17 protein-coding genes and 1 pseudogene are annotated in these 20,683 nt (G+C 64.5%); 11 read left to right on the top strand and 7 right to left on the bottom strand.

Annotated elements, in window-relative coordinates; translation table 11 throughout:
• The first annotated feature begins 281 nt into the window (after window positions 1–281).
• Window positions 282–749, top strand: coding sequence for a hypothetical protein (locus tag MJ607_RS01645; RefSeq protein ID WP_243073805.1), 468 nt, complete (start codon window positions 282–284; stop codon window positions 747–749).
• Between the two features lie 225 nt (window positions 750–974).
• Here MJ607_RS01645 and MJ607_RS01640 read toward each other — a convergent pair whose 3' ends face one another.
• Entirely contained in the window at window positions 975–2,864 is a 1,890-nt protein-coding gene (locus tag MJ607_RS01640; protein WP_243073804.1) for a hypothetical protein, read from the bottom strand.
• A gap of 874 nt (window positions 2,865–3,738) precedes the next feature.
• On the opposite strand from MJ607_RS01640, the gene MJ607_RS01635 reads away from it, so the two are divergent.
• The 5 genes and pseudogenes from MJ607_RS01635 (at window position 3,739) to MJ607_RS01620 (ending at window position 7,893) form a co-directional block, all read left to right on the top strand.
• Entirely contained in the window at window positions 3,739–5,601 is a 1,863-nt protein-coding gene (locus tag MJ607_RS01635; protein ID WP_243073803.1) for a serine/threonine-protein kinase, read from the top strand.
• A 2-nt stretch (window positions 5,602–5,603) separates the two neighbouring features.
• A pseudogene (locus tag MJ607_RS20315) lies at window positions 5,604–5,801 on the top strand (FHA domain-containing protein); the annotation flags it as partial.
• Window positions 5,802–5,822: 21 nt separating this feature from the next.
• Entirely contained in the window at window positions 5,823–6,617 is a 795-nt protein-coding gene (locus MJ607_RS01630) for a S1C family serine protease (protein WP_374238029.1), read from the top strand.
• A gap of 248 nt (window positions 6,618–6,865) precedes the next feature.
• Window positions 6,866–7,132, top strand: a complete 267-nt coding sequence (locus MJ607_RS01625) for a hypothetical protein (protein ID WP_243073801.1) — start codon at window positions 6,866–6,868, stop codon at window positions 7,130–7,132.
• Window positions 7,133–7,227: 95 nt separating this feature from the next.
• The gene (locus tag MJ607_RS01620; RefSeq protein ID WP_243073800.1) at window positions 7,228–7,893 is read left to right on the top strand and encodes a DUF4241 domain-containing protein; all 666 of its coding nucleotides are present in this window, start codon (window positions 7,228–7,230) and stop codon (window positions 7,891–7,893) included.
• 156 nt (window positions 7,894–8,049) lie between these two features.
• Here MJ607_RS01620 and MJ607_RS01615 read toward each other — a convergent pair whose 3' ends face one another.
• Both MJ607_RS01615 and MJ607_RS01610 read right to left on the bottom strand, forming a co-directional pair.
• The gene (locus MJ607_RS01615) at window positions 8,050–10,746 is read right to left on the bottom strand and encodes a phospholipase D family protein (protein WP_243073799.1); all 2,697 of its coding nucleotides are present in this window, start codon (window positions 10,744–10,746) and stop codon (window positions 8,050–8,052) included.
• On the bottom strand, window positions 10,743–12,245 hold the full coding sequence (locus tag MJ607_RS01610; RefSeq protein ID WP_243073798.1) for a hypothetical protein: 1,503 nt from the start codon (window positions 12,243–12,245) through the stop codon (window positions 10,743–10,745). The genes MJ607_RS01615 and MJ607_RS01610 overlap by 4 nt, the downstream gene beginning before the upstream one ends.
• Window positions 12,246–12,594: 349 nt before the next feature.
• Here MJ607_RS01610 and MJ607_RS01605 point away from each other — a divergent pair, with 349 nt between their 5' ends.
• Window positions 12,595–13,428, top strand: coding sequence for a hypothetical protein (locus MJ607_RS01605; protein WP_243073797.1), 834 nt, complete (start codon window positions 12,595–12,597; stop codon window positions 13,426–13,428).
• A 114-nt stretch (window positions 13,429–13,542) separates the two neighbouring features.
• Here MJ607_RS01605 and MJ607_RS20140 read toward each other — a convergent pair whose 3' ends face one another.
• Window positions 13,543–14,283 (bottom strand): NYN domain-containing protein, encoded by a 741-nt coding sequence (locus MJ607_RS20140; RefSeq protein ID WP_243073796.1) that lies wholly within the window; start codon window positions 14,281–14,283, stop codon window positions 13,543–13,545.
• A 75-nt stretch (window positions 14,284–14,358) separates the two neighbouring features.
• Here MJ607_RS20140 and MJ607_RS01595 point away from each other — a divergent pair, with 75 nt between their 5' ends.
• Both MJ607_RS01595 and MJ607_RS20310 read left to right on the top strand, forming a co-directional pair.
• Window positions 14,359–14,880, top strand: a complete 522-nt coding sequence (locus MJ607_RS01595) for a hypothetical protein (RefSeq protein WP_243073795.1) — start codon at window positions 14,359–14,361, stop codon at window positions 14,878–14,880.
• 63 nt (window positions 14,881–14,943) lie between these two features.
• The gene (locus MJ607_RS20310; protein WP_374238014.1) at window positions 14,944–15,357 is read left to right on the top strand and encodes a hypothetical protein; all 414 of its coding nucleotides are present in this window, start codon (window positions 14,944–14,946) and stop codon (window positions 15,355–15,357) included.
• 41 nt (window positions 15,358–15,398) lie between these two features.
• On the opposite strand, the gene MJ607_RS01585 is transcribed toward MJ607_RS20310, so the two are convergent.
• Window positions 15,399–15,863 (bottom strand): hypothetical protein, encoded by a 465-nt coding sequence (locus MJ607_RS01585; protein ID WP_243073793.1) that lies wholly within the window; start codon window positions 15,861–15,863, stop codon window positions 15,399–15,401.
• A gap of 146 nt (window positions 15,864–16,009) precedes the next feature.
• Window positions 16,010–16,189, bottom strand: a complete 180-nt coding sequence (locus MJ607_RS01580; RefSeq protein ID WP_243073792.1) for a helix-turn-helix domain-containing protein — start codon at window positions 16,187–16,189, stop codon at window positions 16,010–16,012.
• Between the two features lie 118 nt (window positions 16,190–16,307).
• On the opposite strand from MJ607_RS01580, the gene MJ607_RS01575 reads away from it, so the two are divergent.
• A complete protein-coding gene (locus MJ607_RS01575; protein ID WP_243073791.1) occupies window positions 16,308–16,931 on the top strand; it encodes a hypothetical protein in 624 nt (207 codons plus the stop codon).
• Between the two features lie 629 nt (window positions 16,932–17,560).
• Window positions 17,561–18,586, top strand: coding sequence for a hypothetical protein (locus tag MJ607_RS01570; RefSeq protein ID WP_243073790.1), 1,026 nt, complete (start codon window positions 17,561–17,563; stop codon window positions 18,584–18,586).
• Window positions 18,587–18,769: 183 nt separating this feature from the next.
• Here the strand turns inward: MJ607_RS01570 and MJ607_RS01565 are convergent, their stop codons facing one another.
• Window positions 18,770–20,644, bottom strand: coding sequence for a hypothetical protein (locus MJ607_RS01565; RefSeq protein WP_279234273.1), 1,875 nt, complete (start codon window positions 20,642–20,644; stop codon window positions 18,770–18,772).
• Between the last annotated feature and the right edge of the window lie 39 nt (window positions 20,645–20,683).

Genomic DNA, 20,683 nt, shown 5'->3' with positions numbered 1-20,683 from the left:
ATTGGTTCCTGATCGGGCTGTGACCTCGCCGGGCCGCAGCAGCTCGGTACGTTGTGGTCTCCTGTCGCCCGGACGGATCAGCGTCGCCGATGTGCCGCTAGTACAAGCGGCGCATTCCGCGTCGGTGACGCCCCCTGTTGCGCCGTCGCAATCCGACTGCAATCCTCCTCTCATCTGGGAAATCGATGCGACAGCCGGTCCATTCTCTTGAAACGGGACCGGCGCGCCCGAACCAAGGGGGTCCGACAATGGCGGCACTGAATCGGTGGAAGCTGGCAGTCGTGGCGATCGCGGCAGCAGTCATACCCATCGCGACGCCGATCCCGGCAATCGCCGCTGACTTCGATTTCGTCCTCCCGGCGGGCGCGGCCTGCACCTTCGAGCTCCACGTCACGGGAACAGGCGGCTCCGCGATCACCAGGGAGTTCACCGACGCCGACGGGAACATCGTCCGAACGCTCACCGCGGGGCGAGGCTCCGACCTCACCTTCGAGAACGTGTCCACAGGCGCGACCATCCCGCTGAAAGGGAACGGCTCCGTGACAAGCGCGACCATCAATCCCGTTGGACCCGCCACGGTGAGAAGCACGGGACACAACGTGATCCTCATGTTCCCGACCGACGTTCCCGCAGGCCCATCAACGACGCTCTACATCGGTCGAGTGACCTATCAGGTGGACGCGCAGAACACGTTCACGATCACCGGCTCCTCTGGTCGCACCAGGGACATCTGCGCCGAGCTCGAGTAGCCATCAGCTCAGGATCCCAGCGACCAAAACGATTGCACGCGAACGAGCCGCCTTGGTGCAGCGCGCGGATAAGGATCGCTCCGAGCGGCTCACGATGATTCCGCTCGTCGCGTCGGCCGAACAATTTCCCACGGATGAGATTCGACACGTGTCGCGACGGCGACTTCCCGGCGAGCACAAGTCGACGCTGCAGGCGCGAGCCATCTCTCGCGCTGCATCTGGGCGTTACGACTCAAGTAGCCGATCCAGGTCGGTGAGGTCGGACTCCGTGATCACGATGAGCTTGAACCCGCAGGCATCGGCGAGCTGTCGCTTCGTGCTCATGCGTGCTCGATACTTCTCTGAGGTCATCAGCCCGGCGGCTTCGACGAATGTGCCGTCGGTTAGCTCCCAGTCCGCTCTCAACCGGCTGTTCGGATTGAACTCGGGGTGGTACGGGTACTGCGGTTCGACATCATGGTCGATTCCTGCGGCGCTCATGAAGTCGTCGATGTATCGCTCGATGAGGGATCGGCACGGGTGGCCGTCGTTTGCGATGCTCGTGACGCCATAGCTGCCCCGCCAGCCGTCGTTCACGACGCCTGCGACGTTCAACCACGAGAACCAGTTGTCTCTCCGGTCAGGGAGCAGCATTCGCATCATGGCCGCCCCGATCCGGTCTTCGACCCGATTCTGCAGCATATGAAACGCGACGGCGCGGGGCACCGCTGCGCCCGCCATCTCGCATAGCAGGCGCACGACTCCGATCGTGCCCTCTTCTCGAATCTCGGGTTTGTTTGACGGGCTCAGATCGGGGTAGACCGCATCAGCCATGCATAGCGCACATATGTTGGCCGTCCGAGTGCTGGCGACGTGTCGCGCCGCGAGCGATCCGACCTCGAAAGTCAAGCCGCAGATCTCGCATCTGCGCTCGCGAGTGGGCGACTCGTGGGATCCAGCGCTCGAGCCGAGCCGAGCGCAGAGTACTGCCGCTACGAGCCAGAGGCGGTAGATGTCATTGGTCGTCATGTCAAAAAACGTGGCACCGAACAGATCGTGGTCGATGATGACTCGAAGCAGGTCGGGAGCTGTGCTCTTCTGGATGTCCTCGGAGGTCAGTTGTAGCGGGTGGGGCCCGCGGGTGTCGCCCCCGACTGGATCGAAGTCCCGCCATGGCAATTCAACCCACCAATCGGGGAAGTCACTACGAAGCTTCAACGCTGTGAGCAGGATCGCGTGGTCCTCCGAGATGTGCCGAGATTCGTCCCACGCCTGCATCCACCCGGCCGGCAACCGGATGGCGGGTGCGTGATCTGAGAGTTCCCTTGCGAGTTCAGCCGACACGATTCCGCTGCGACGAAGCCAACCCCTATGGCCAGCGGAATTCGGGTGGAACTGGTCAACCACCACTCGGCCAATGATCTCGCTCACCGCGCGCGCGACCTCGGGTGCCACCCGGGCGGCTGCTTCCGCTGTCAGAGCGCGGCGCACCAGTTGCTCGTGCGGGCTGTGGGGAGGCACCAGTGTCCCCCACCACTGAGGGTCCCATTCCAGACTCAGTGATGAGTTGACATTGGCCGTCTCCGGCACATCGTTCGGCGACACCGGGCGCGCCTGTACACCATGGAAGCGAAGGGCGCGCTCAATCGCGGGGTTGAACGCCTCAGCAACACTGATGTATGTCCCCACGTCGAAGAAGCAGCTCGCCGCGAGGAAAGGTCGCACTGACCCTTCGGGGCGAAGCTGAACGGCGAGGACCGGTCCCCATCCGTACAAGCCAATGTGTGCGCGAAGCGTGGGGGCGCCGAGGGTCCAGGCCACCAGGGCCTCTCGCGGCGGCTCATAGCCCGCACTGACAAGGGCATCCGTCAGGACGGCGCGAGTGTTTTCGGCGCAGAGCAGCAGTCGATCATCGAGCAGGTACTCGCCCAGGGATTCGTCATCACCCCAGAGGATGACGGAGTTTCGCGCGCCCCGCCGACGACGGATCAAGATCTCGTGCGACTCGATGTCCAGCTCGTCAAGGTGCTCGAATAGGCGAGAGAGGAGCTCCTGAGCCTTCTCCTCGCGAGCCGCCACATCGACAGGAACGTCGCGGCGCGCGCGAACGAGCATCTCTCGCTGTTGCGCGTCCATGCGTGGAAGCGTATAGCTCGACGCGGGCGGACTCAGTGTTGTAAGGGCCCCCGGGCTGAGCCGACTCGACGTCGCGGCCAGCATGATCGGCTACGCGCGAACGCCCGTTGAGAGCGACACTTGCACGCTTTCGGTGCCCCCGACCGCGCACTGCCCGATACGAATGTCTGAGGAGGGCGCCCCTAGGATCAGGGCAAGTCGCAGTCGCTGTTCGAAGTGGAGTGGTGCTATTGAACCATGCGTTGGCTGATGCCGTTCTGGCGATCCGGTCCAGCGCGCTCGCGACGAACTTTTACTTGGACGCAAGCGATCTCGAGGGGGGATTCGCTACAACGGTCTCACAGCGTCGGGACCGTCTAATCGCTCATCTCAGGTCTGTCGAGGGCGGCGAGCTTGTCTTGGTCGGCGAAGCTGCCGGCTGGCAGGGCGCTAGACAGTCCGGCGTGGCATTCACATCACCGGCATACGTCGGCCTCGTGGGTAGCAAGGAACCCAGCGCGACCGCTGTGCACGGACTGCTTAGCAAAGCCGGGCTCCTTGGCGGAGCATTGCTCTGGAACGCGTTCCCACTCCATCCACACACCACACAGCGCCCTATGCATAGAATTCACATAGAAGTGCGATAGACATCCATTAGAGCAGGGCCTGGGGTCCACTGACCTCATCTCGTCGCCTACGCACTCACCAGCCGAGATAGCCCATACTACGAACGCTACGGCGCGGGGAAGCTCGACCTGCCGGTCGCGCTGCGCGATGTCAGCTGACACTTCATATAATTCGGTTGCTTCGACGCCAGCCGCCAAGCGGGCCGCGCCGAATCTCGGCTCGCAGTGGGATGCGAGCGGACCTGGAATCTGAACGGACAGGTGAAGGCATGACAACGCCTCTAGTCGAGGGCGACCCGCAGAATCTTGGGGATGTGCGACTTAGCGCGCGCATCGGCGAGGGTGGGTCAGCAGTGGTGTTTCTGGGGCACCGCGCGGACGGGACGGCGGTTGCGGTGAAGGTTCTCCACAGACACCTTGCCACGTCGCAGCCGCTGCGTGAGCTCCTCGCGCGTGAGGCAACCGCGCTTGAACGGGTGCAGGGGAGCCGAGTTGCCAGGGTCCTGGGCGTTGAGTCAACGGCCGAACTGCCGTATCTCGTGGTCGAGTACGTCCCTGGCGCCTCTCTTGCGGCGATGGTCGCGACCTCCCCGCTTGCCGGCGCTATGGCATCTGCCGCCCTGGACGGCGTTGCCGAGGCTTTGCAGACTATCCACGCGGCGGGCATTGTCCACCGCGACCTGAAGCCTTCGAACATCATTTATGGCCCCGATGGCATCCGCGTCGTCGACTTCGGGATTAGCGCGATCGAGGACGTCGCCGGGTCGACGCGAACGGGCGCGTTGGTAGGAACCCCGTCGTGGCTCTCGCCCGAGCAGGCGGTTGGAAAGCCGGTTACAGCGGCCTCCGATGTGTTCAACTTCGGGATGCTGATCGTGTTCATTACGACGGGCAGGAACCCGTTCGGCGAAGGACGGCCGGACGCGATGCTGTACCGGGTCGTGAACGAAGCGCCGGACTTGACAGACGTGCCGGAACCGCTGCGCGGCCTCGCATCCGGCTGTCTAGCGAAGGACCCCGAATCCAGGCCTCCTCTCGAGACCGTTCGTAGCGTTCTCGCATCCTTCGTGGGCAACTCCGGCCAGACCGACGAAGCATCGAATTCAACCGTGCTCGGTTCAGCGACTGCGCTGGCTCGCGCCGCCCACGTGGAAGCCGCAGGGCCCGTCGACGCGGATTCCAATAATTCCAGTTCGCGCATTCGCACGCGACGTTGGCCAATCATTGCTGCGGCGGCAGCACTGGTACTTGTCGTCGCCGCGCTCGGCCTTGCGACTGCCAACGCGATCGCCCCGTTCGGCGGCGCGATCGAGCTCGAATACGACAACGCGCTATCAGGCAATATGTTCGTCGAACGCCCCACAATCCGGATCAAGGTCGAGAACGGCGAGGGGAGTACGATCGCATTCCCCAGCGGACGCGGTGGCGAGCTGGAGGTCGGGAAATGGCATCCCGACTCGAAGATCACCGTCGCGTACGAGCCAACGCTTACCGGAGACGAGGCCTTTCAACAGACGTGGACGGCCGGCGAACTCGGGCTCAACGTGCTGTCGATTGGCCAACCGCTACAGATTTCCGTCAGAGCGCGGAGCGAGAACGTAACGCTCACTATCCACGGCCCTAAGGGGACAGAGGGCAGGGAAATAGTGCTCTCCCGCGGGGATGTCCAGGGATGTATCGATACGGCAAATGAGGAGTGGCGCGCCGAACTTGCGAAGGCACTCGGCTCAACTCAGGCCTACCTCGATGCCCACTCCCGGCATCGGTGGAACACCGGCGAGTGGGAGGATTGGTCGATCTGGTCCGCCCGAGCAACCGGCATGGCCGACGATCTCTTCGCCCTGCAAACGGAAATCGTCTCGGCCGCCTCCGCGAACGAGGGTTCCCACTACAGCGCCGAAGTGTCAAGCGCGCAAATCGAAGTTGTCGATGATCTCGTCAATCTCGGCCGCTACTGGGACGACTACTCCGCGTCGATCGCCGTCGAAACGAGGGAGGGCTCGCACGATGACCTGTATCCGCGGGAACGCGCACGAATAAAGGCCGGGGAAGACCTCCTGTGGGACGACGTCGCTGCGCTAAACGCTGCGATCGATGACGGCGCCGCTACCGCGTGCTTCCTAAGCAACTGAAGATGGACGCCAGCAGAACTCTTCTCGTCGTGGGACGGGAAGCGCCCGCCGACCTCATCGTGACCTCGTCACTTGTGTCCCGCCGCCATGCGGTCGTCGACCTCGATCCCAGCAATCCATTCGTTCAGGATCTGGCTTCGGCGAACGGGACGTTTCTGAACGGCCAGCGAATCGATCGCGCAACCCTAACGGACGGGGACAAACTTCACTTCGCGGACCGCATGTATGAGTACCGCTCAGGTCGTCTTCACGACGCGACTCCTGAGCAGGTCAAGCCGGCGCGAGCGATTCAAACACTCCCGTCTCGCCCACTGATTTGGATTCTTGGATTGGCTGCGGCTGCATCGATCGGCCTTGTCGCCATGCTTGTTGCGACAAGTCTGGGGCGGGCTCAGCCAGACTTCAGCGCAAATGATCTCTACGATCGACCAGGGAGCGTCGACTCGTTCGTCGGACAAGTGCAGGAGTCCGTTGTCACGGTGGTCTGCGCAACGGGCAGCGCCCAGTCGACGGGATCCGGATTCGCTATGTCAACGGACACATCGACTGAGCCCACCCACACGATCTTCACCAACAATCACGTCATCGCAGACTGCCTCGACGGTAGGGGGCCGGTTTCGGTCCGAGGATCCGGATTCACGTCCGACGCAAAGATCACGCAATCGGACTCGCTGAACGACCTTGCGATCCTCACCATCGAGCACTCCCTGACGCCACTTCGCCGTGCAGATGAGCCGAGCATCGGGATGTGGGTAGCGGCTTTCGGTAGCCCCCACGGGATCGCCGGCTCCGTAACGTTCGGAACCGCCTCAAATGTCTTGACTGACGAGCGGCTGTTGATGACGGATGCAGCCATCAACCACGGCAACAGTGGCGGCCCGCTGGTGAACGCTCGTGGAGAGGTCCTAGGCATCAACACCTTCAAGCTGGAAGAAGAGTCAACCGTGGGTTTCGCCGTAACCTGGCCCGCGCTCTGTCTGGGGGCACTCGATTGCGCGGGTATCGCTCAGTGGTGAGGCCACACGCTTGCGCACGGGGCACTGTGCTTGAGCTCAGATGCACCCGATCTGGCAAGGTGTCTTCCGGGTCGGAACGATGGGTAGCTCTCCACACACGCCGACCTTGGGACCGGCTGCACGCCATCCCGCCCCTTCCGCGCACTGCCCGCATGGGGATCCGCCGGAGATGCCACTGCCAAGTTCCCAGCCAGGCGCGTGCGAGTTGGGCGATAGGCTGAGCCGTCCCGAGCGACCCAGGAGGACAGATGCCCGTATTCGGCAACTACGACGAGAGCCTGACGCCTCGTCCATCCGAATTGGCAGACATGGACGACGGGACCATTTCAGCCCTCGTGGGCCACGACGTCCTTGTGCAGGAGTGGCTTCCCACCACCGGCTCGTGGGGCTTCGTATATCGCGGCAACCTGGATGACGCAGAGGGGCTGCCCGATGGGATCTACAGCGGCGAGTCGCAGCGGTTCTACGGCACTGTGATCGTTGAGGGAGGTCGCGTGGTTTCCGTCTCCTCCTGAGCGCCCACTTCCAGGCCGAAGCCCACTGAGTGATCCGAATGCCGACAGTTGCGTCGTGGGTGCCTTGGTAGTCGACAGACCGGCATGATCGAGCCATGGAGATCGGCGATTATTACGCGTTGTGTTCCGGCCGGGCTCCGTTGCCCGATGGGCGTTGGGTGCAGCTCACTGTCGTCGATCTTGGTGAGCTGTACGTGGAGTCGGGGCTGCTCGGAGCCTGCGACCCGTACGTGAACCTGGATGCTCCGACCCTGATCCCGGTACCGTCCGGCCACTACCCGGTTCGAGCGACCATGGTCGATCTGTCCGAAACCCAAGACCGCTCGCTCGTGCGGCCGGGGTACCTGTCCGTCGTGCTCTCCGAGTCGGAAGCAGCATCCGTAGAGGCGGCCCCGAATCGCGACGGACCACCCGGCCCCGGCCGGTACTGGGGTATCGAGGTCGATGCCGGCACCGTCGCCTTCCTCGACGCCGAGGCAGCGACCCGGTGCATGCCCTACAACAGAGGCGACTGGTTTTCCGAGATCTTCCGCTCAGGCAAGCCGGACTCCTGGTGGGCGCAGCAGATGGATGACGACCCGCTGCCGCCCGGCACGGCGAACATCGTCTTGCCCCTGGCGACACGAGGGGAGAACCTGATCCTCTCGCGCGCGGGCTACGGCGACGACGGGTTCTATGCACTTGACCGCACCCTCGCCCCCGACGGCACAGTCACCGGGATCCACATCGACTTCTACATCATCGGCAAACCGGAAGAATGAGCGCCTAACCTACGGCCGACGACGCCGAATCACGGTCTCGCTTGGGTGCTACTGCCCGAATTACGATCCCGTGGCCGCAGGATGCCCCGATTCGGGAATGGAACGGGGCAATTCCACTCCGTATCACCGGCGAGGTTGTGCTCCTCGAGGAGCGCCTCAATCGGCGGCCGCCGCGTCCGTTCGGCCTGTCGATGTGGGCGGGTACGGGTCTGTGATTCCCATCGCTTGAAGGATCGCGGCCGCTTCCGGCTCCGGTCGAGACCTTCCGAGGTTCACATTCTGTCCGCGGAACTCCTCGCCGGCGATTGAGCATGGAGTGGTGAGCTGGCGGAGATGGTGGTACCGCCAGCGGAGACGACCGTTCGGATAGGGGGTAACCCGGATAAGGTCACGGGCGCTCCACGCGGCGAGGGCCCAGTCACCTTCTCGATTGCTTACCCAGATTCCGATTCCGCTGTGCTCTTCGACCTCGCAGATGAGTTCCAGCGCGAGTCGTTCGACGCGAACTGTAGGGACGTCTGCGACCAGGTGCAGCAGATTGATCGCCGGTCGGGTGACTGATGACGGGGTGTTCTCGAGTCGTAGTCGACGTTCAAGCTCGCCGAGGCGGTCACCGCTTATCGCGTCTTCTCTCAGTCTGTGGGCGGTGTACATGTAGTACTCCATGTCGGCCTGCTTGACGAGATTCTTGAAGTCGGCCTCGAGTTGTTCATCGGATGCTGTCGAACTCAGGCTCGCCAGGACGGCGCGAAGGGACCGGTAGATGTCGCTCCTCACCTCGTCGGCTCCACCGTCGTCCGGCTGCAGAAGCGTCAGCGCAACCGTGACGAGACTGCCGACCCGGGCCGTCAGTTCGGCCGGAGGGTCCAGGCGGCCTCGCGGGTTTGGTGCAGCGAGTGAAGTCACCAGCGTGTCGATAATGCGTAGAGGGCTCGGATCGTCTTCGTCCCAGTCGCCGCGGCGCCAGAACCGAAGTGTGATGCGGAGTGCCAGCAGTCTGTATGGGACGTCCAGGCGGGGAGCGATGTCAGCTATGTCTTGGCACCAGCGCCGCTTCTTTCGGCGCACGCCAAGGGGACTCTTGTTGTGATCGACGGAGAACTCATTCGGCTCGTCGGACCCGTGAGGATCGTCGTTCTCTTCCGTCTCGCTGTCGCCCGGGTCGACTTCCGTCTCAAGGTCGGCTTCCTCAGTGAGGTCCGCGACGTCCGTCCAGTCAGGCGATGGCGCCGTTGACGCGAACGGGAGCGGTGGGAACCCTAGTGCGAATGGGCCGATTCCTGGTCCAAGTGTCGCGACCACGTCCTCTCTGAGCCAGAGCCAGACGTCTGTGTCCGACTTCGGTGCGGTTCTCCCGGTGTCGGGCCGAATCACATGTGTCAGTTCCGGCGACGAAGGCATGGATTCCGTGAGAGGTCCTGTGAGGCTTTGCAGTTCGTGGAGAAGAGACTCTAGGAATGAGAGGTCGTCGCCCCACAGGTCGGTCAGTGCAGCCTGTTTGATCCGGGGTTCGTGAGAACGATCGACCGGCCGACTGAGCGCCAATTCGAGGTCCGTGACGTACATCGGAGCGGACCGTCTGCGGGAGCCGCTGGAGTCGTTCCACGCGAGTCGAACACGGTCACCGCCGTTGAATTCGCCGGTCAGTTCGAGGGTTGATACCGCCGCAGTCTCCGAACGCAGGGTAAGCCAGGCGTCGGGGTCGGAGTAGTTTGACGATTCGACGTCGAAGTTGGTTGTCGCTCGGGCTACTCGAAGGCTCAGAACGTCCCGCCGCACAGTGGCGGCAACAACGAGCGGACCGCTTTCACCTGGTGTTTCGCCGGGGAGGAACCCCGAACGCGCGGGGAGACTGGCGGGGTTGGAGGCTGGATTGCCTGGCGGGAAGAGTGTCGACGTGGGGCCAAGGACCGCGAGTTCGAAATTGCCTTTCGGGACGTCAAGCAACAGCGCCCCGCTCGACAGATTCGGGCTACCCGTCAATGCCGACCGCGCCCCGTCGACCGTCCACTCGATCAGCTTGCCGTGGCGATACCGGGGTTCTTGGTCGATGAGCACGGCGCAATCTGCGTCCGACTCTGAGGCGTATTCGGTGAGCACTCGATCTAGCGCGGCTGGGTCGATGACCGTTCGACCCGGCTGCAGCGCGACGCGCACCGAACTTGGCCGCAAGCGCCGCAGCAGATCGGCCACGGTAGCGCTCGCTTTGTCGTGAAATGCTGCCGAAAGCAACAGTTCGTCTACAGGGCTGGACGGCAACCGGTCGGCGAGCGGTCCGTCCCACGACGCGGCGACGCGATGCCCCGTATCGATGATTTCGGCTTGCGCGAGAAGCGCGGTCAGTTCAGCACTTGTTCGGCGGATGGCGTCCGCGGACGACGGGTCCAGTTCCGAGCGGTTCGCGAGCGTGTCGAGAACGCCACGCAGGTCTTCCATCGCGATAGGCGCGGCATCCTTGGTCGCTGAGATCACGGTGGCGATCTCCGCGTTCGATTGCCAGCCCGCCATCCCGAGATTCCCCGATCCCACAATCGCGATCGCTCGCTCGGGACCGACGATGACACTGAGCTTGGGATGGAACGCCGCCCTCGCGCAGACCAGCCCGAGGTGGTAGCGCAGGCCAGCCCGGGTGACGGAGCGGAGGTCTGGCGCCCATACCGTGGCGTCGGCGACCACGGTGACGCGGGCTCCCGCTTGTCGACACAGGTCGAGAAGACGTGCTTCGAGAAACGGCAGGTCGACGTTGTACGTAAGGAAGAGCGCTTCGGTCGCCTGCATGTCGCGGTGCGCTGCCTCCTCAGCGAAAAGCCGCAGAGGAACGATGGGATCGGCGGTCGCCTCGATCATGGTCACGACAGGCGACCTTGCTCCGTGACCTGCCAGCGTCCGTCGACGTTCTCGGTGAGTCCTACTCCCGCGAGTATTCGTGCGAGTGCGTTCCAACGAAACCACGTGTCGATGGAGGCCTGGTTTGTGTCCTTGACGACAAGTCCATCACGGACCGAGATACCGAGAGGTAGTTCGTATATGCACGTTGTTGGATCGAATCTTGCCTTTGAGAGGGTGACCTGGCTTGCGCGGAAGATCATTTGCTGAGTCAGGAAAATCGCAAAATCGCGCAGCGACTGATCGGCCCAGTTGGGGATCAAGGCGCGTAGCCAGCCGGGCCGCAGCCGTGACTGTCGTTCAGTCGGCGCGTGTTCGAAGTAGACAGCGACTCTCGATGGCAATTCGTCCATTCGCATCGCTCCGAGCAACAGCTTGCCCAACTGTCGGTCCACGGCCGTGCGGGTTTGGTCCAGCTCGACCTGCTCCTCGGCAGGCAGCATCCGAGGTTCGGTTCCGGCGTGATCTGTACGTGGCGGGAGATCCGCGAGATACGCGCCGACGGATACGTCCGGCAGCTCTCTCGCGAGTGCCTGTCCGAGCTCATCGATCGTCGCGTCACCGTCGATCTGGTCAACGAGCCAACCCCACAGGCGATGCCAGGCGCGGACGGAGATCTCGCGGAGCAGTAGCCCTTGCCATGCCGGAGTAGCCTCCAAACCTCGCAGACGCGCGTCGTCTTTAGCGATGGGGTTGAACAAGAGGAAGTTCCCGAGTTCGTCCTGCAGCGTCCCACCGCCGCCTGCGTTCAGTTCCAGGAGGATCAGCAGGAGGTGGGTCGTCTGCGCCGATGCGCTACTGGCGTGCGGTTCCGCTCTGGACGGGAGCAACCTCTCCCGCAACGCGGCGCCATCGGCCGACCATCGCATTTGGCACAGGCAGAGGTCCGACCGCTCGCGCAACGACTCGAGCTCGATGCGGTCGCGTCCGGCGAAGTCGAGAATGCCACCGAGGCCTTCCCTCACCGCACTGGCATCGATGTGGGTGCCAGCCTTCAAACCATCAGCTGTCCAGGTCACGAGGCCGAGTGTTTGCTCGACGGTCCCGTAATCCCAGAAAAAGCCCCATCGCGCCTTCGCATAGGAGCCAACGCCCGTCCCCGCTAGCTCCTCGAGGTCGAGCATGCTATAGCGGTCTAGCGCGCCGCCTACCGCCCTGACCCCGTGCGGGTTCAGCGACCGCGGATGCTCGTCCCGATGCGCGATCGTCACGGCTGCGAGCACGACCTCGCATCGGCGCATCAGCTGCATCTGCTCGTCGAGGCCGTAACCGCGCCGCTCGCACTCATCGGCGACGAGTGAGTGTAGGGCGTAGTAGCGAGCGTGGGTGGTCGTGCTGATCGCGGCGGTAGCAAGCTTCCGGCTCTGTGCGGTTACATGGCGACTGACCGCGAGGGGGTTCTCGCCGAAGTAGCGACGTGACTCCGGCGCGATCCAGCTCGGTCCACCGATCTGAGCGTCGACCATGCCGCTCAACCTAGCCCACGACCCTCAACGCCGGAATGGCCTCCACTGTCGCAGGATCGTCTCGCGCCGATGCGGTCCTCCACCGGCGAAGAGCCGGTTCGCTGCCATGGTGCCATGGATCGCTTGACCCGACACGGGTTCGCCCGCGCGCTGACGTCCCGCATGCGCGCATTGCCGGAAGAGGGATCTCTCAATACAGAACAGTCCCCCGACGACCGTGCCCATAAGGCACGGCGGGGCGGGAGGCGTGGCGCTCATTGCTCGAAGGCTTGGCGTCCGTGCGCCTGGATGCGCGACAGAAGCTATGAACGAACCGTGCCGTGTCAGCACGATCAGATAGGTTGCGTGAATGGGTAAAGGTGGCAATGAAGTTGGAGACCCGGAATCGCGCTTTGCCGGGGTCATGGTCGCGGCAGCAAAGATGCCTGGCGTGCGGATCAATCGAGCGGCATATCTCTCGAAGGCGCTGGCGAGATACTGTTCCGAGGAGCAGATCAGCGTAGCGATCGAGCAGTCTCCAGCAGCGGCAGGGATCTCGCTCGAGGTGCTGGGCAAAGCCGCGGACGATTCGATCCGGTGGGAGACGAGCAAAGTCACGACGCTCTCGACGGCTACAGGCATGCCCGGCGGATGGGCTGTTGTGGCGACAATCCCCGCCGACATCACGCAGTACTTCGCCCACGTCATCCGGATCGCTCAGAAGCTCGCGTATCTGTACAGCTGGCCCGATCTCTTCTCCGATGACAACGAAGAGCCGGACGACGCCACCATGGGCATCCTCACGATCTTCATCGGGGTGATGTTTGGGGCGAGCGCCGCCAATGCTGGCCTCGCCAAGATCGCCGACTTGCTCTCGAAGCAGGCGCTCAAGAAGCTGCCGCAGATGGCCCTAACGAAGGGTGCCATCTATCCGATCGTGAAGACGGTCGCCGGCTATCTCGGGATTCGAATGACGAAGCAGATCTTCGCGGGAGGCGTCGCGAAGATACTGCCTGTGCTCGGCGGTGTCGCGTCCGGTGCTCTGACCCTCGCGACTTTCCTCCCGATGTCGATGCGACTGAAGAAGCACCTTGCATCGCTTGAGCTGACGAAGCCCAGCGAGCCGGGCGACGCGACGGTTCACGATGTCGTCGTCTTGCACACGGTGGATACCGACCCCGAAGCCGACGAACCAGCCGCCTGACGCACGATCCGCACCGCGCTGTATGCGTCCGGACACGGCCGCAGGTGCGAACCCGCGCTAGGTGGAATGACTATGACGCGCGGCCCGTTTGGGGATCGAATCCGGGCGCCTCGGCTACTTCACCAGTTGTGGCGCGAGCCTGACGCGCACACCGCCGGCGGGGCGGGGCCCGATCTCGAAGAGTCCGATCTCGCGCACGAGCTCGGAGAGTTTCGCGTATCCCCAGTTGCGTGAGTCGAAGTCGGGTCGCTGCTTTCGCACGAGCGATCCGACGGCGGCCAGGTCGGCCCATCCGTCGTCGAGGGATGCGCCGCCGATCGCGGCGCGCAAGGCGCTGACGAGGGCGCCGTCGGTGCGCAGTTTCGCGGCCGGGACCCGGGTCTTGAGCGCGGGAGTTCCGGCAGCATCAGTGGATGGCTCGGTGAGCACGTCGAGGTACGTGAATCGGTCGCACGCGTTGCGGAAGGCCTCCGGGGTCTTTCGCTCACCGAACCCGTAGACCGTGACACCGTCCTCTCGGATCCGGGATGCGAGGCGGGTGAAGTCGCTGTCGCTGGAGACGATGCAGAACGCCTGGAACCTCCCTGTGTAGAGCAGGTCCATCGCGTCGATGATGAGGGCACTGTCGGTGGCGTTCTTGCCGGCGGTGTTCGCGAACTGCTGCATCGGCTGAATGACGTGCTCGCTAGCGGCGGTCTTCCAGCTGCCTAGTTGCGGTTTCGTCCAGTCCCCGTAGACACGCTTCACGGATGCTGTGCCGTACTGCGCGATCTCCGTCATGACCGCGCCGATCCGCGCGGGCGAGACATTGTCTGCATCGATGAGCACGGCGACGAGGTCGTTCTGCTGGGGCACAGACACAGCATGGCAGGGGTTCTGATCGCGGCTGCGAAGCACGGGCCCGGGTCGACACTAGTCTGGGCGTCGACGATGTCCCGTTTCCTGGGGAGGACGACGACGTTGACCCGACGAGGGGCCCGCATCCGTGTAGCCGTGGTGCCCGCTGACTTTCGCCTGCCCCGGGGCTGGCCGACGCCGACCGATAAGTGGGTGCGCGACAACGCGTTCTGGCAGCCACCGGCCGATTGGTCGCCGACGCAGGCCGGCGCTGCCGCGCCGGATGGGTGGGAGTTCTGGAGGCCCAACAAGCTCTGGTGGCAGACCACCGGCGCCTACTACCGGTCGATCGCGATTTGGGGGCGCCTCTCGAACTGGCTCGGGTACTTGTTTCTCGTCATGTTGATCGCGAGCGCGTTCCTCGGATCGTCGCCGATGCTTCGCCTGGTCGGGTTCTCGGCGGGGCTCGCTTCGATCGCCCTGCTGATCGTTCACGAGGTTCTCAAGGCGCGCCTCACCGAGAGGCTGTTCGCTCAGTTTGCGGTCGTCGCACAGCGCGGCCTGCAGGAGCGCCTCACCCGGGAGTACCAGCGCTACCTGACGGCGATGGCATGACGCTCGACGAAGCGCGCGCCCACCTCGGAGTCCCCGCGGCCGCCACGGTCGACGAGATCCGCGATGCATTCCGACGGCGCGCGAGGGCACTCCACCCCGACCTGCACCCGGATGCGAAACCCGAACGATCGCGCGCGGCTCGGCCGGGACTTCAACAGTGCGCGTGAGGCCCGCGACATCCTGGTGCGCTACACCAGTGATCCGCGCCGCAAGCCTTACCCCGGGCATCCATCATCCGGCGCGTCCGAACAGACGGCTCGCCCGCAAGCAACCCGGGCCGAGACTCCGCGACCATCGGCCCCGTCGACTCCACCGCCGCGGGTGACGATGCAATTCGACGAGTTCGTGATCTGGGCAGACACTGCCGGGTTCGGCGCGGGCGCCCGCTCACCCCGCTACACCGACTGGGCGCGCATCATCGTGTGGTCAAGCTTGGGCATCCTCGTCATGCGGCCGGCGTCATCTACGCGAATCTGATCTGGACACCCTTGTCGGGACCCGCGAGGCGCCGAGGCCCTTCACCGGGCGTGCGTCTGGTTGATCCAGCCGCCCCATTCTTGCTCGTCGTCGGTGCTCGTCCAGGAGCGGGGGTTGACGGGGCCGTGTCCGTGCGAGCACTGACTGTAGTACGCCTGACGGAGGCGAGGCAGAGCCAGGCTGAGTTCTTCGTGCCATCCGAGTGGCCCGAATCCGTTGTCCGACGGATCGAATGCGACGGTGTGGGATGCGTGGAGCGCGGCGAGTTGCTCGACGAGGTCGCCGTGCTTGTACCAGCACACCGGCACGATCGACTCCGAGATCTTGTAGCGGACCGTGAACCATTCGACCCAGTCGCGCAGGGAGTCCCACGCGGCTCGAGCATCGGCGCCCTCCAGTGTCCGCCAGTCGACGACCGGTCCGCTGGCTGGGATCTCGAAGTCGACGTCGCTGATGTCTTCGCGCAGGAGGAAGTCGAGGTCGATCGGGTTGTCCTGGTCGGTCATGATGCGTTCCCTTCGAGCGGGAAGAGCCCGGCGCGCGGAGCGACCGAGGTGAGGTCCACATTGCGTGACGAGCGGCGTTGGCGCAACCGTAATGCGTCGCAGTGGATGGCCACACGCTCCTCACTGTCCGCCATGACAAGCAGCGGTCAGGCGTCGACCCCGAAGGCGCGAAGCAACGGAACCCGGGGGATCATGCGGCGTGGGCCGAGCTGGACCGTGGGGATCGTCCCGCTGTCGATGCCGAGCTTGATCGTGCGGTAGTCGACGCCGACGAGCTTCGCGGCATCCTTCATCGTCAGAGCCAGGCAGTCCTGAGATCGGTTCATCGCCCTTCCTTTCCTAGAGCCAGGAGTGACACTCTCCCTCGCTGCAAGCTATCACACATGTGAGCCAAGATCGACAGTCTTGTTCACGAATCTTCGCCGACCTGGAATAGTGGGCTCCATGGCAGAAGTCGAGACATACGACATCAGCGAGGAACGCATCGATCTCGGCAGCGGCGTAACCGTGCCGAAGACGTGGCATGCGCGGGTGTCGGGCGAGCAGGACGTGCCTGCGACGATCACCGTGCGCGTCGAATGGGATGCAGCTCTCGGCCGCTCCGCCGTCGCTCTTGCCGCACTCGAGCGGGAGGGGGGCGGCGTCGACATCACCAGTCAGGTGCTGCGCGAGGTGCGCACGCACTGGATCATGACGAAGTCAGCCTTCGCCGTCGTCACCGTTGACGTCGAATCCGGCGATGGTTACAGCGAGCGCATCCCCGTGGGAGAGTTTCTCGCACGCGAGCAGACACGCGAAGATCGCGAGCCCTCGGACATCCTTTACGACGCGGTCGCCGTCTACCGCGTCGCGACAGCGCTCAGCTACCCTCCGCTCAAGCTCGTCGCCGACACGCTCGATATCAGCCAGAGCACCGCGACTCGCCTCATGAGTCGCGCGCGCGACTCGGGCCTCGCGCCCGAGGTGCGGATCCAGGAGCCTCGCAGGGCGCCAGCGGTCGACCCTTTCCTTCATCGGAGTGGGCCGACGGGCCCCAGCCGGCCCGGCGGCCCGTCGATCGGGCGCTGACAGCAACTCGGCGCAAAAATCGGCGTTTGAGCACAATGCTCTACAAGATGCGACACTGCGTCCAAAAAGCTCAAAACTGCGGTCTTCAGTTAGTGTCCAATAACCATTTGGCCGCATCCTCTGCTGGCATGCCCTCCGACGCCCCTCCGGGACAGGGATTCTTGGCCGCAATTTGGCCGCATACCATTCGCAGTTGGCTGTTTTCGGACGTCGTTCGATGTCGTCGAGCTCTCCAAAACCCCCGTAATTCCGCGGAAGTTGTCGTTCGATGACGCTATGCAGAATGCTCAAAACGTGTTCGAGTCCCTCCAGGGGCACCTTTTCCGGTTTTCACCGGTGACCAGCGACTTCTCCACCACCACCTCTGAGCGGCGGGGTCGCTGCCATACCCTTTCCCATGGCTCGGACCAGACCAGGCGGCGGCAGGGTGTCGAGCGCGCCGCGAAGGCCCGGGACTCTCTGGCCGCGAGCGGCTGCACAAGGTGCGTGGGTCTCCAAGAACAGCGGTTTAGTCGCGGAACAGAGGCGCATTAGAGGTTCATTAGAATTATGATAGTGTCCCTTGAATCGCTCACCACGGGACTCAGCAACCCGGTGAGCAACCCGAAAATGATCAAGGGGGATCATCGATGCGTCGCATCACAAAGATCGCCGCGGCCACAGCGCTCGCGGCTACGGCTCTCGTCTGCAGCACGACGGGGGCAAGCGCCTACACCATGACCGATTCCGGTGTGGGCTTCGTGGGGAAGGGTGAAGTCCAGACCGTGATGGGCTGGAACAACCAGAAGCTGCAGCAGAACGCCGCCGCCCTCTCGTTCACGACGACGCAGGCTGCTTCGCAGTCGCTGTCGCAGGACGTGTCGCAGGCAGGCACGCAGGCCGGCACGCAGGCCGGCACGCAGAGCGCCAGCCAGGTCGGCGTGCAGTCGGCGACTCAGAGCGTGTCGCAGGATCTCACCTGCACCATCGAGAACAAGAACAAGACGTTCCACCGTGAGGGTGAGCGCGACGGCTCGCGTGTCGGAACGCGCGACGGCAGTCGGGTCGGCACACGCGAGGGCGTCCGCGACGGCGAGCGCGACGGCCAGCGCACGGGCACCCGTGTCGGTGTGCTGAACGGCACCCTCGGCTACTCCGTCGACTACGACGCGCGCAAGAGCAACCAGTTCACCGGGTTCTTCCTCAAGGGTCTGACCAACGGCAGCGGCTTCGTCGCGGGTGCGAGCGCGGAATGGAACGCGCCGACGTTCGACGCCTACGAGTTCGGCGCGTACGCCTTCGGCGGCTACAACTTCGGTGGGTACGACTTCGGCGCCTACTCGTTCGCCGAGTACTCCTTCGGGAGCACCGTGACATGGGGCGAATGGGATGCCGAGCCGGGCGAGAACCCGGACGACTGCCTTCGCGCCGAGAACGCCGGCAAGGTGACCGCTCTGAGCAACGTCATCACGAATGGCGCGATCACGGAAGGCGCCGTCACCGACGGCGCGATCGTCGCGGGCGCGGTGACGGATGGCGCCGTCACCGATGGCGCGATCACCGATGGCGCGGTCACCGATGGTGCCACGACGACTGGTGCGGTCGTGCCCAGCGGCTCGGTCTCGCTGTTCGTCAACGGCAAGCTCCTGCCGAACGTGACTGTCCCGGTTCTCTGAGCCGCGGACGCTGACCGAACGAGCCCCCTACCTGACCCGGTCGGGGGCTCGTTCCTCTTCGCTGTGCACAGGCGAGCCGAGCCCGGTTGTCCCGCCAAGCGATCAGCCCGGCTACTGCGAATAACTGGGTCGGTCCCCGCCTGACCATCCAGGCGGGGACCGGCTCATTCCACTGTTGATCGATCAGCGCCGAGCGAACCTCCTCAACGTGACCAGGGCGATGCCGAGGGCGAGCGCGGCAGCCCCGCCGACGCCCCAGGGCATCGGGTCGGAGCCTGTCACGGCCAGCCCGGCCGGCTTGGGCGGGTTGGCGCACGTCGAGGTGGCCGCCGGATACGCGACCACGGTCTCATACGTCGGGTTGACCTCGAAGATCACCGTGACGCCGTTGCGTGTCCAGGCGTAGTTGCCGGTCGTCTCGGAGTACGTGCCGTCCGCGTTGAGCACCCAGCCGGGCCACCCCGGCGGGTTCACGCTGGCGCCCGGCCAGAGGATCCTGCCCTTCAGAGCGAGGTTCGAAACCACGTAGTTGGGCCCACTGGGGTTGACGAAGGTGATGCTCAGCGGCGTGGCGCTATCCGGCACGAAGCCTTCCGGCAGGAACACTTCGTAGTCCATCCACGGAATGTCGCTGACGCACACCGACCCGATGCTGCCCGGGCTCAGGGGGCAGTCCTCGTCCGTGAACTCGTAAGTGAAGACGTACGTGAACGTCCCGTCCTCGTTGTCGACCCAGCCCTCGGGGAGCGTCTCGACGACGTACCCTTCCTGGACTGACGCCATGACGTCGAGGTTGGCCGGGTCGTCGAAGTCGACCCAGTCGTAGTGCACGCCCTCGGTGTCGTCCGGCAGCGCCGCGTCGTCGTTCGCCGTACCGCACTCGTCCACGATCTGAGGGGGCATGAGCGTGACGACGACCACACACGGCACGTCGGTGAACTCGTAGGTGAACACGTACGTGAACGTCCCGTCCCCGTTGTCGACCCAGCCCTCGGGGACCGTCTCGACGACGTAGCCCTCCTGCACCATCGCGATGATGTCGAGGTTGTTCGGATCTGGACTGGCCCAGTCGTAGTGCACGCCCTCGGTGTCAGCCGGCGGCGTCACGGAGTCGTTGTCCATGCCGCACTCGTCCACGATCACCGGTGGCATGAGGGTGACAGGCGTCGGCGGGCAGGCTTCGTCGGTGAACTCGTAGGTGAACACGTACGTGAACGTCCCGTCCCCGTTGTCTACCCAGCCCTCGGGGAGCGGCTCGACGACGTACCCGTCCTGCACCGTCGCCATGATGTCGAGGTTGTTCGGATCAGGACTGGCCCAGTCGTAGTGCACGCCCTCGGTGTCAGCCGGCGGCGTCACGGAGTCGTTGTCCATGCCGCACTCGTCCACGATCACCGGTGGCATGAGGGTGACAGGGATGAGACACGGCTCGTCTGTGAAGTTCGACTCGTTGAAGGCGTAGCGCCACGTCGTGTCGTCCTCCATGACCCAACCGGCCGGCGCGTTCTCGACGACAAAGCCCGTCGCGATGACCGCGACGATGTCGGGCCCGTCACTCATGTAGGTGACGCCCGCGGTGTCCTCGGGGAGGACGTACATGTCGTTCTGCGTGCCGCACGCGTCATCGGCGACGGGTGTGGCGAGCGTCACGACCTCGGGGTACGACGTCGGCGACGGTGCCGGCGCCGGATACGGATCGGCCTGCGCCTGCCCGACATCAGCTTCCGGCTGTTCCGCCGGCGCTGCCGCCGACTCCTCCGGCGCTGCGACAGGCTCGGCGGTCGGCTCCGGTGCCGCCACCGACTCCTCCGGCGCTGCGGCAGGCTCCGCGGCCGGCTCCGGTGCCGGTGCCGCGGCCGGCTCCTCCGCCGGCGCGCTCGCCGGTTCGGCAGGTGCTGCTGCCGCCGGCTCCTCGACCGCCGCACTGTCGTCGACGACCGCCGTGGTCGTCGGGTCGGGCGGAACTTCGTCGGCTGCGGCCCCAAGCGCCGCCAGCGGTGCGATCACGAGGGACACAGCCAAGGCCGCCCCGGTGATCACCTTCCACTTCATTCTCATGGCCATTCCTTTCGGGTAACCCTGGTATCCCCACCAGGG

Source organism: Microbacterium sp. SS28, from assembly GCF_022761035.1.
In the GTDB taxonomy this organism is placed as follows: Bacteria; Actinomycetota; Actinomycetes; order Actinomycetales; family Microbacteriaceae; genus Microbacterium.
The sequence above is the reverse complement of the archived record's forward strand: the minus strand, read 5'-3'. Positions and strand labels throughout refer to the sequence as shown.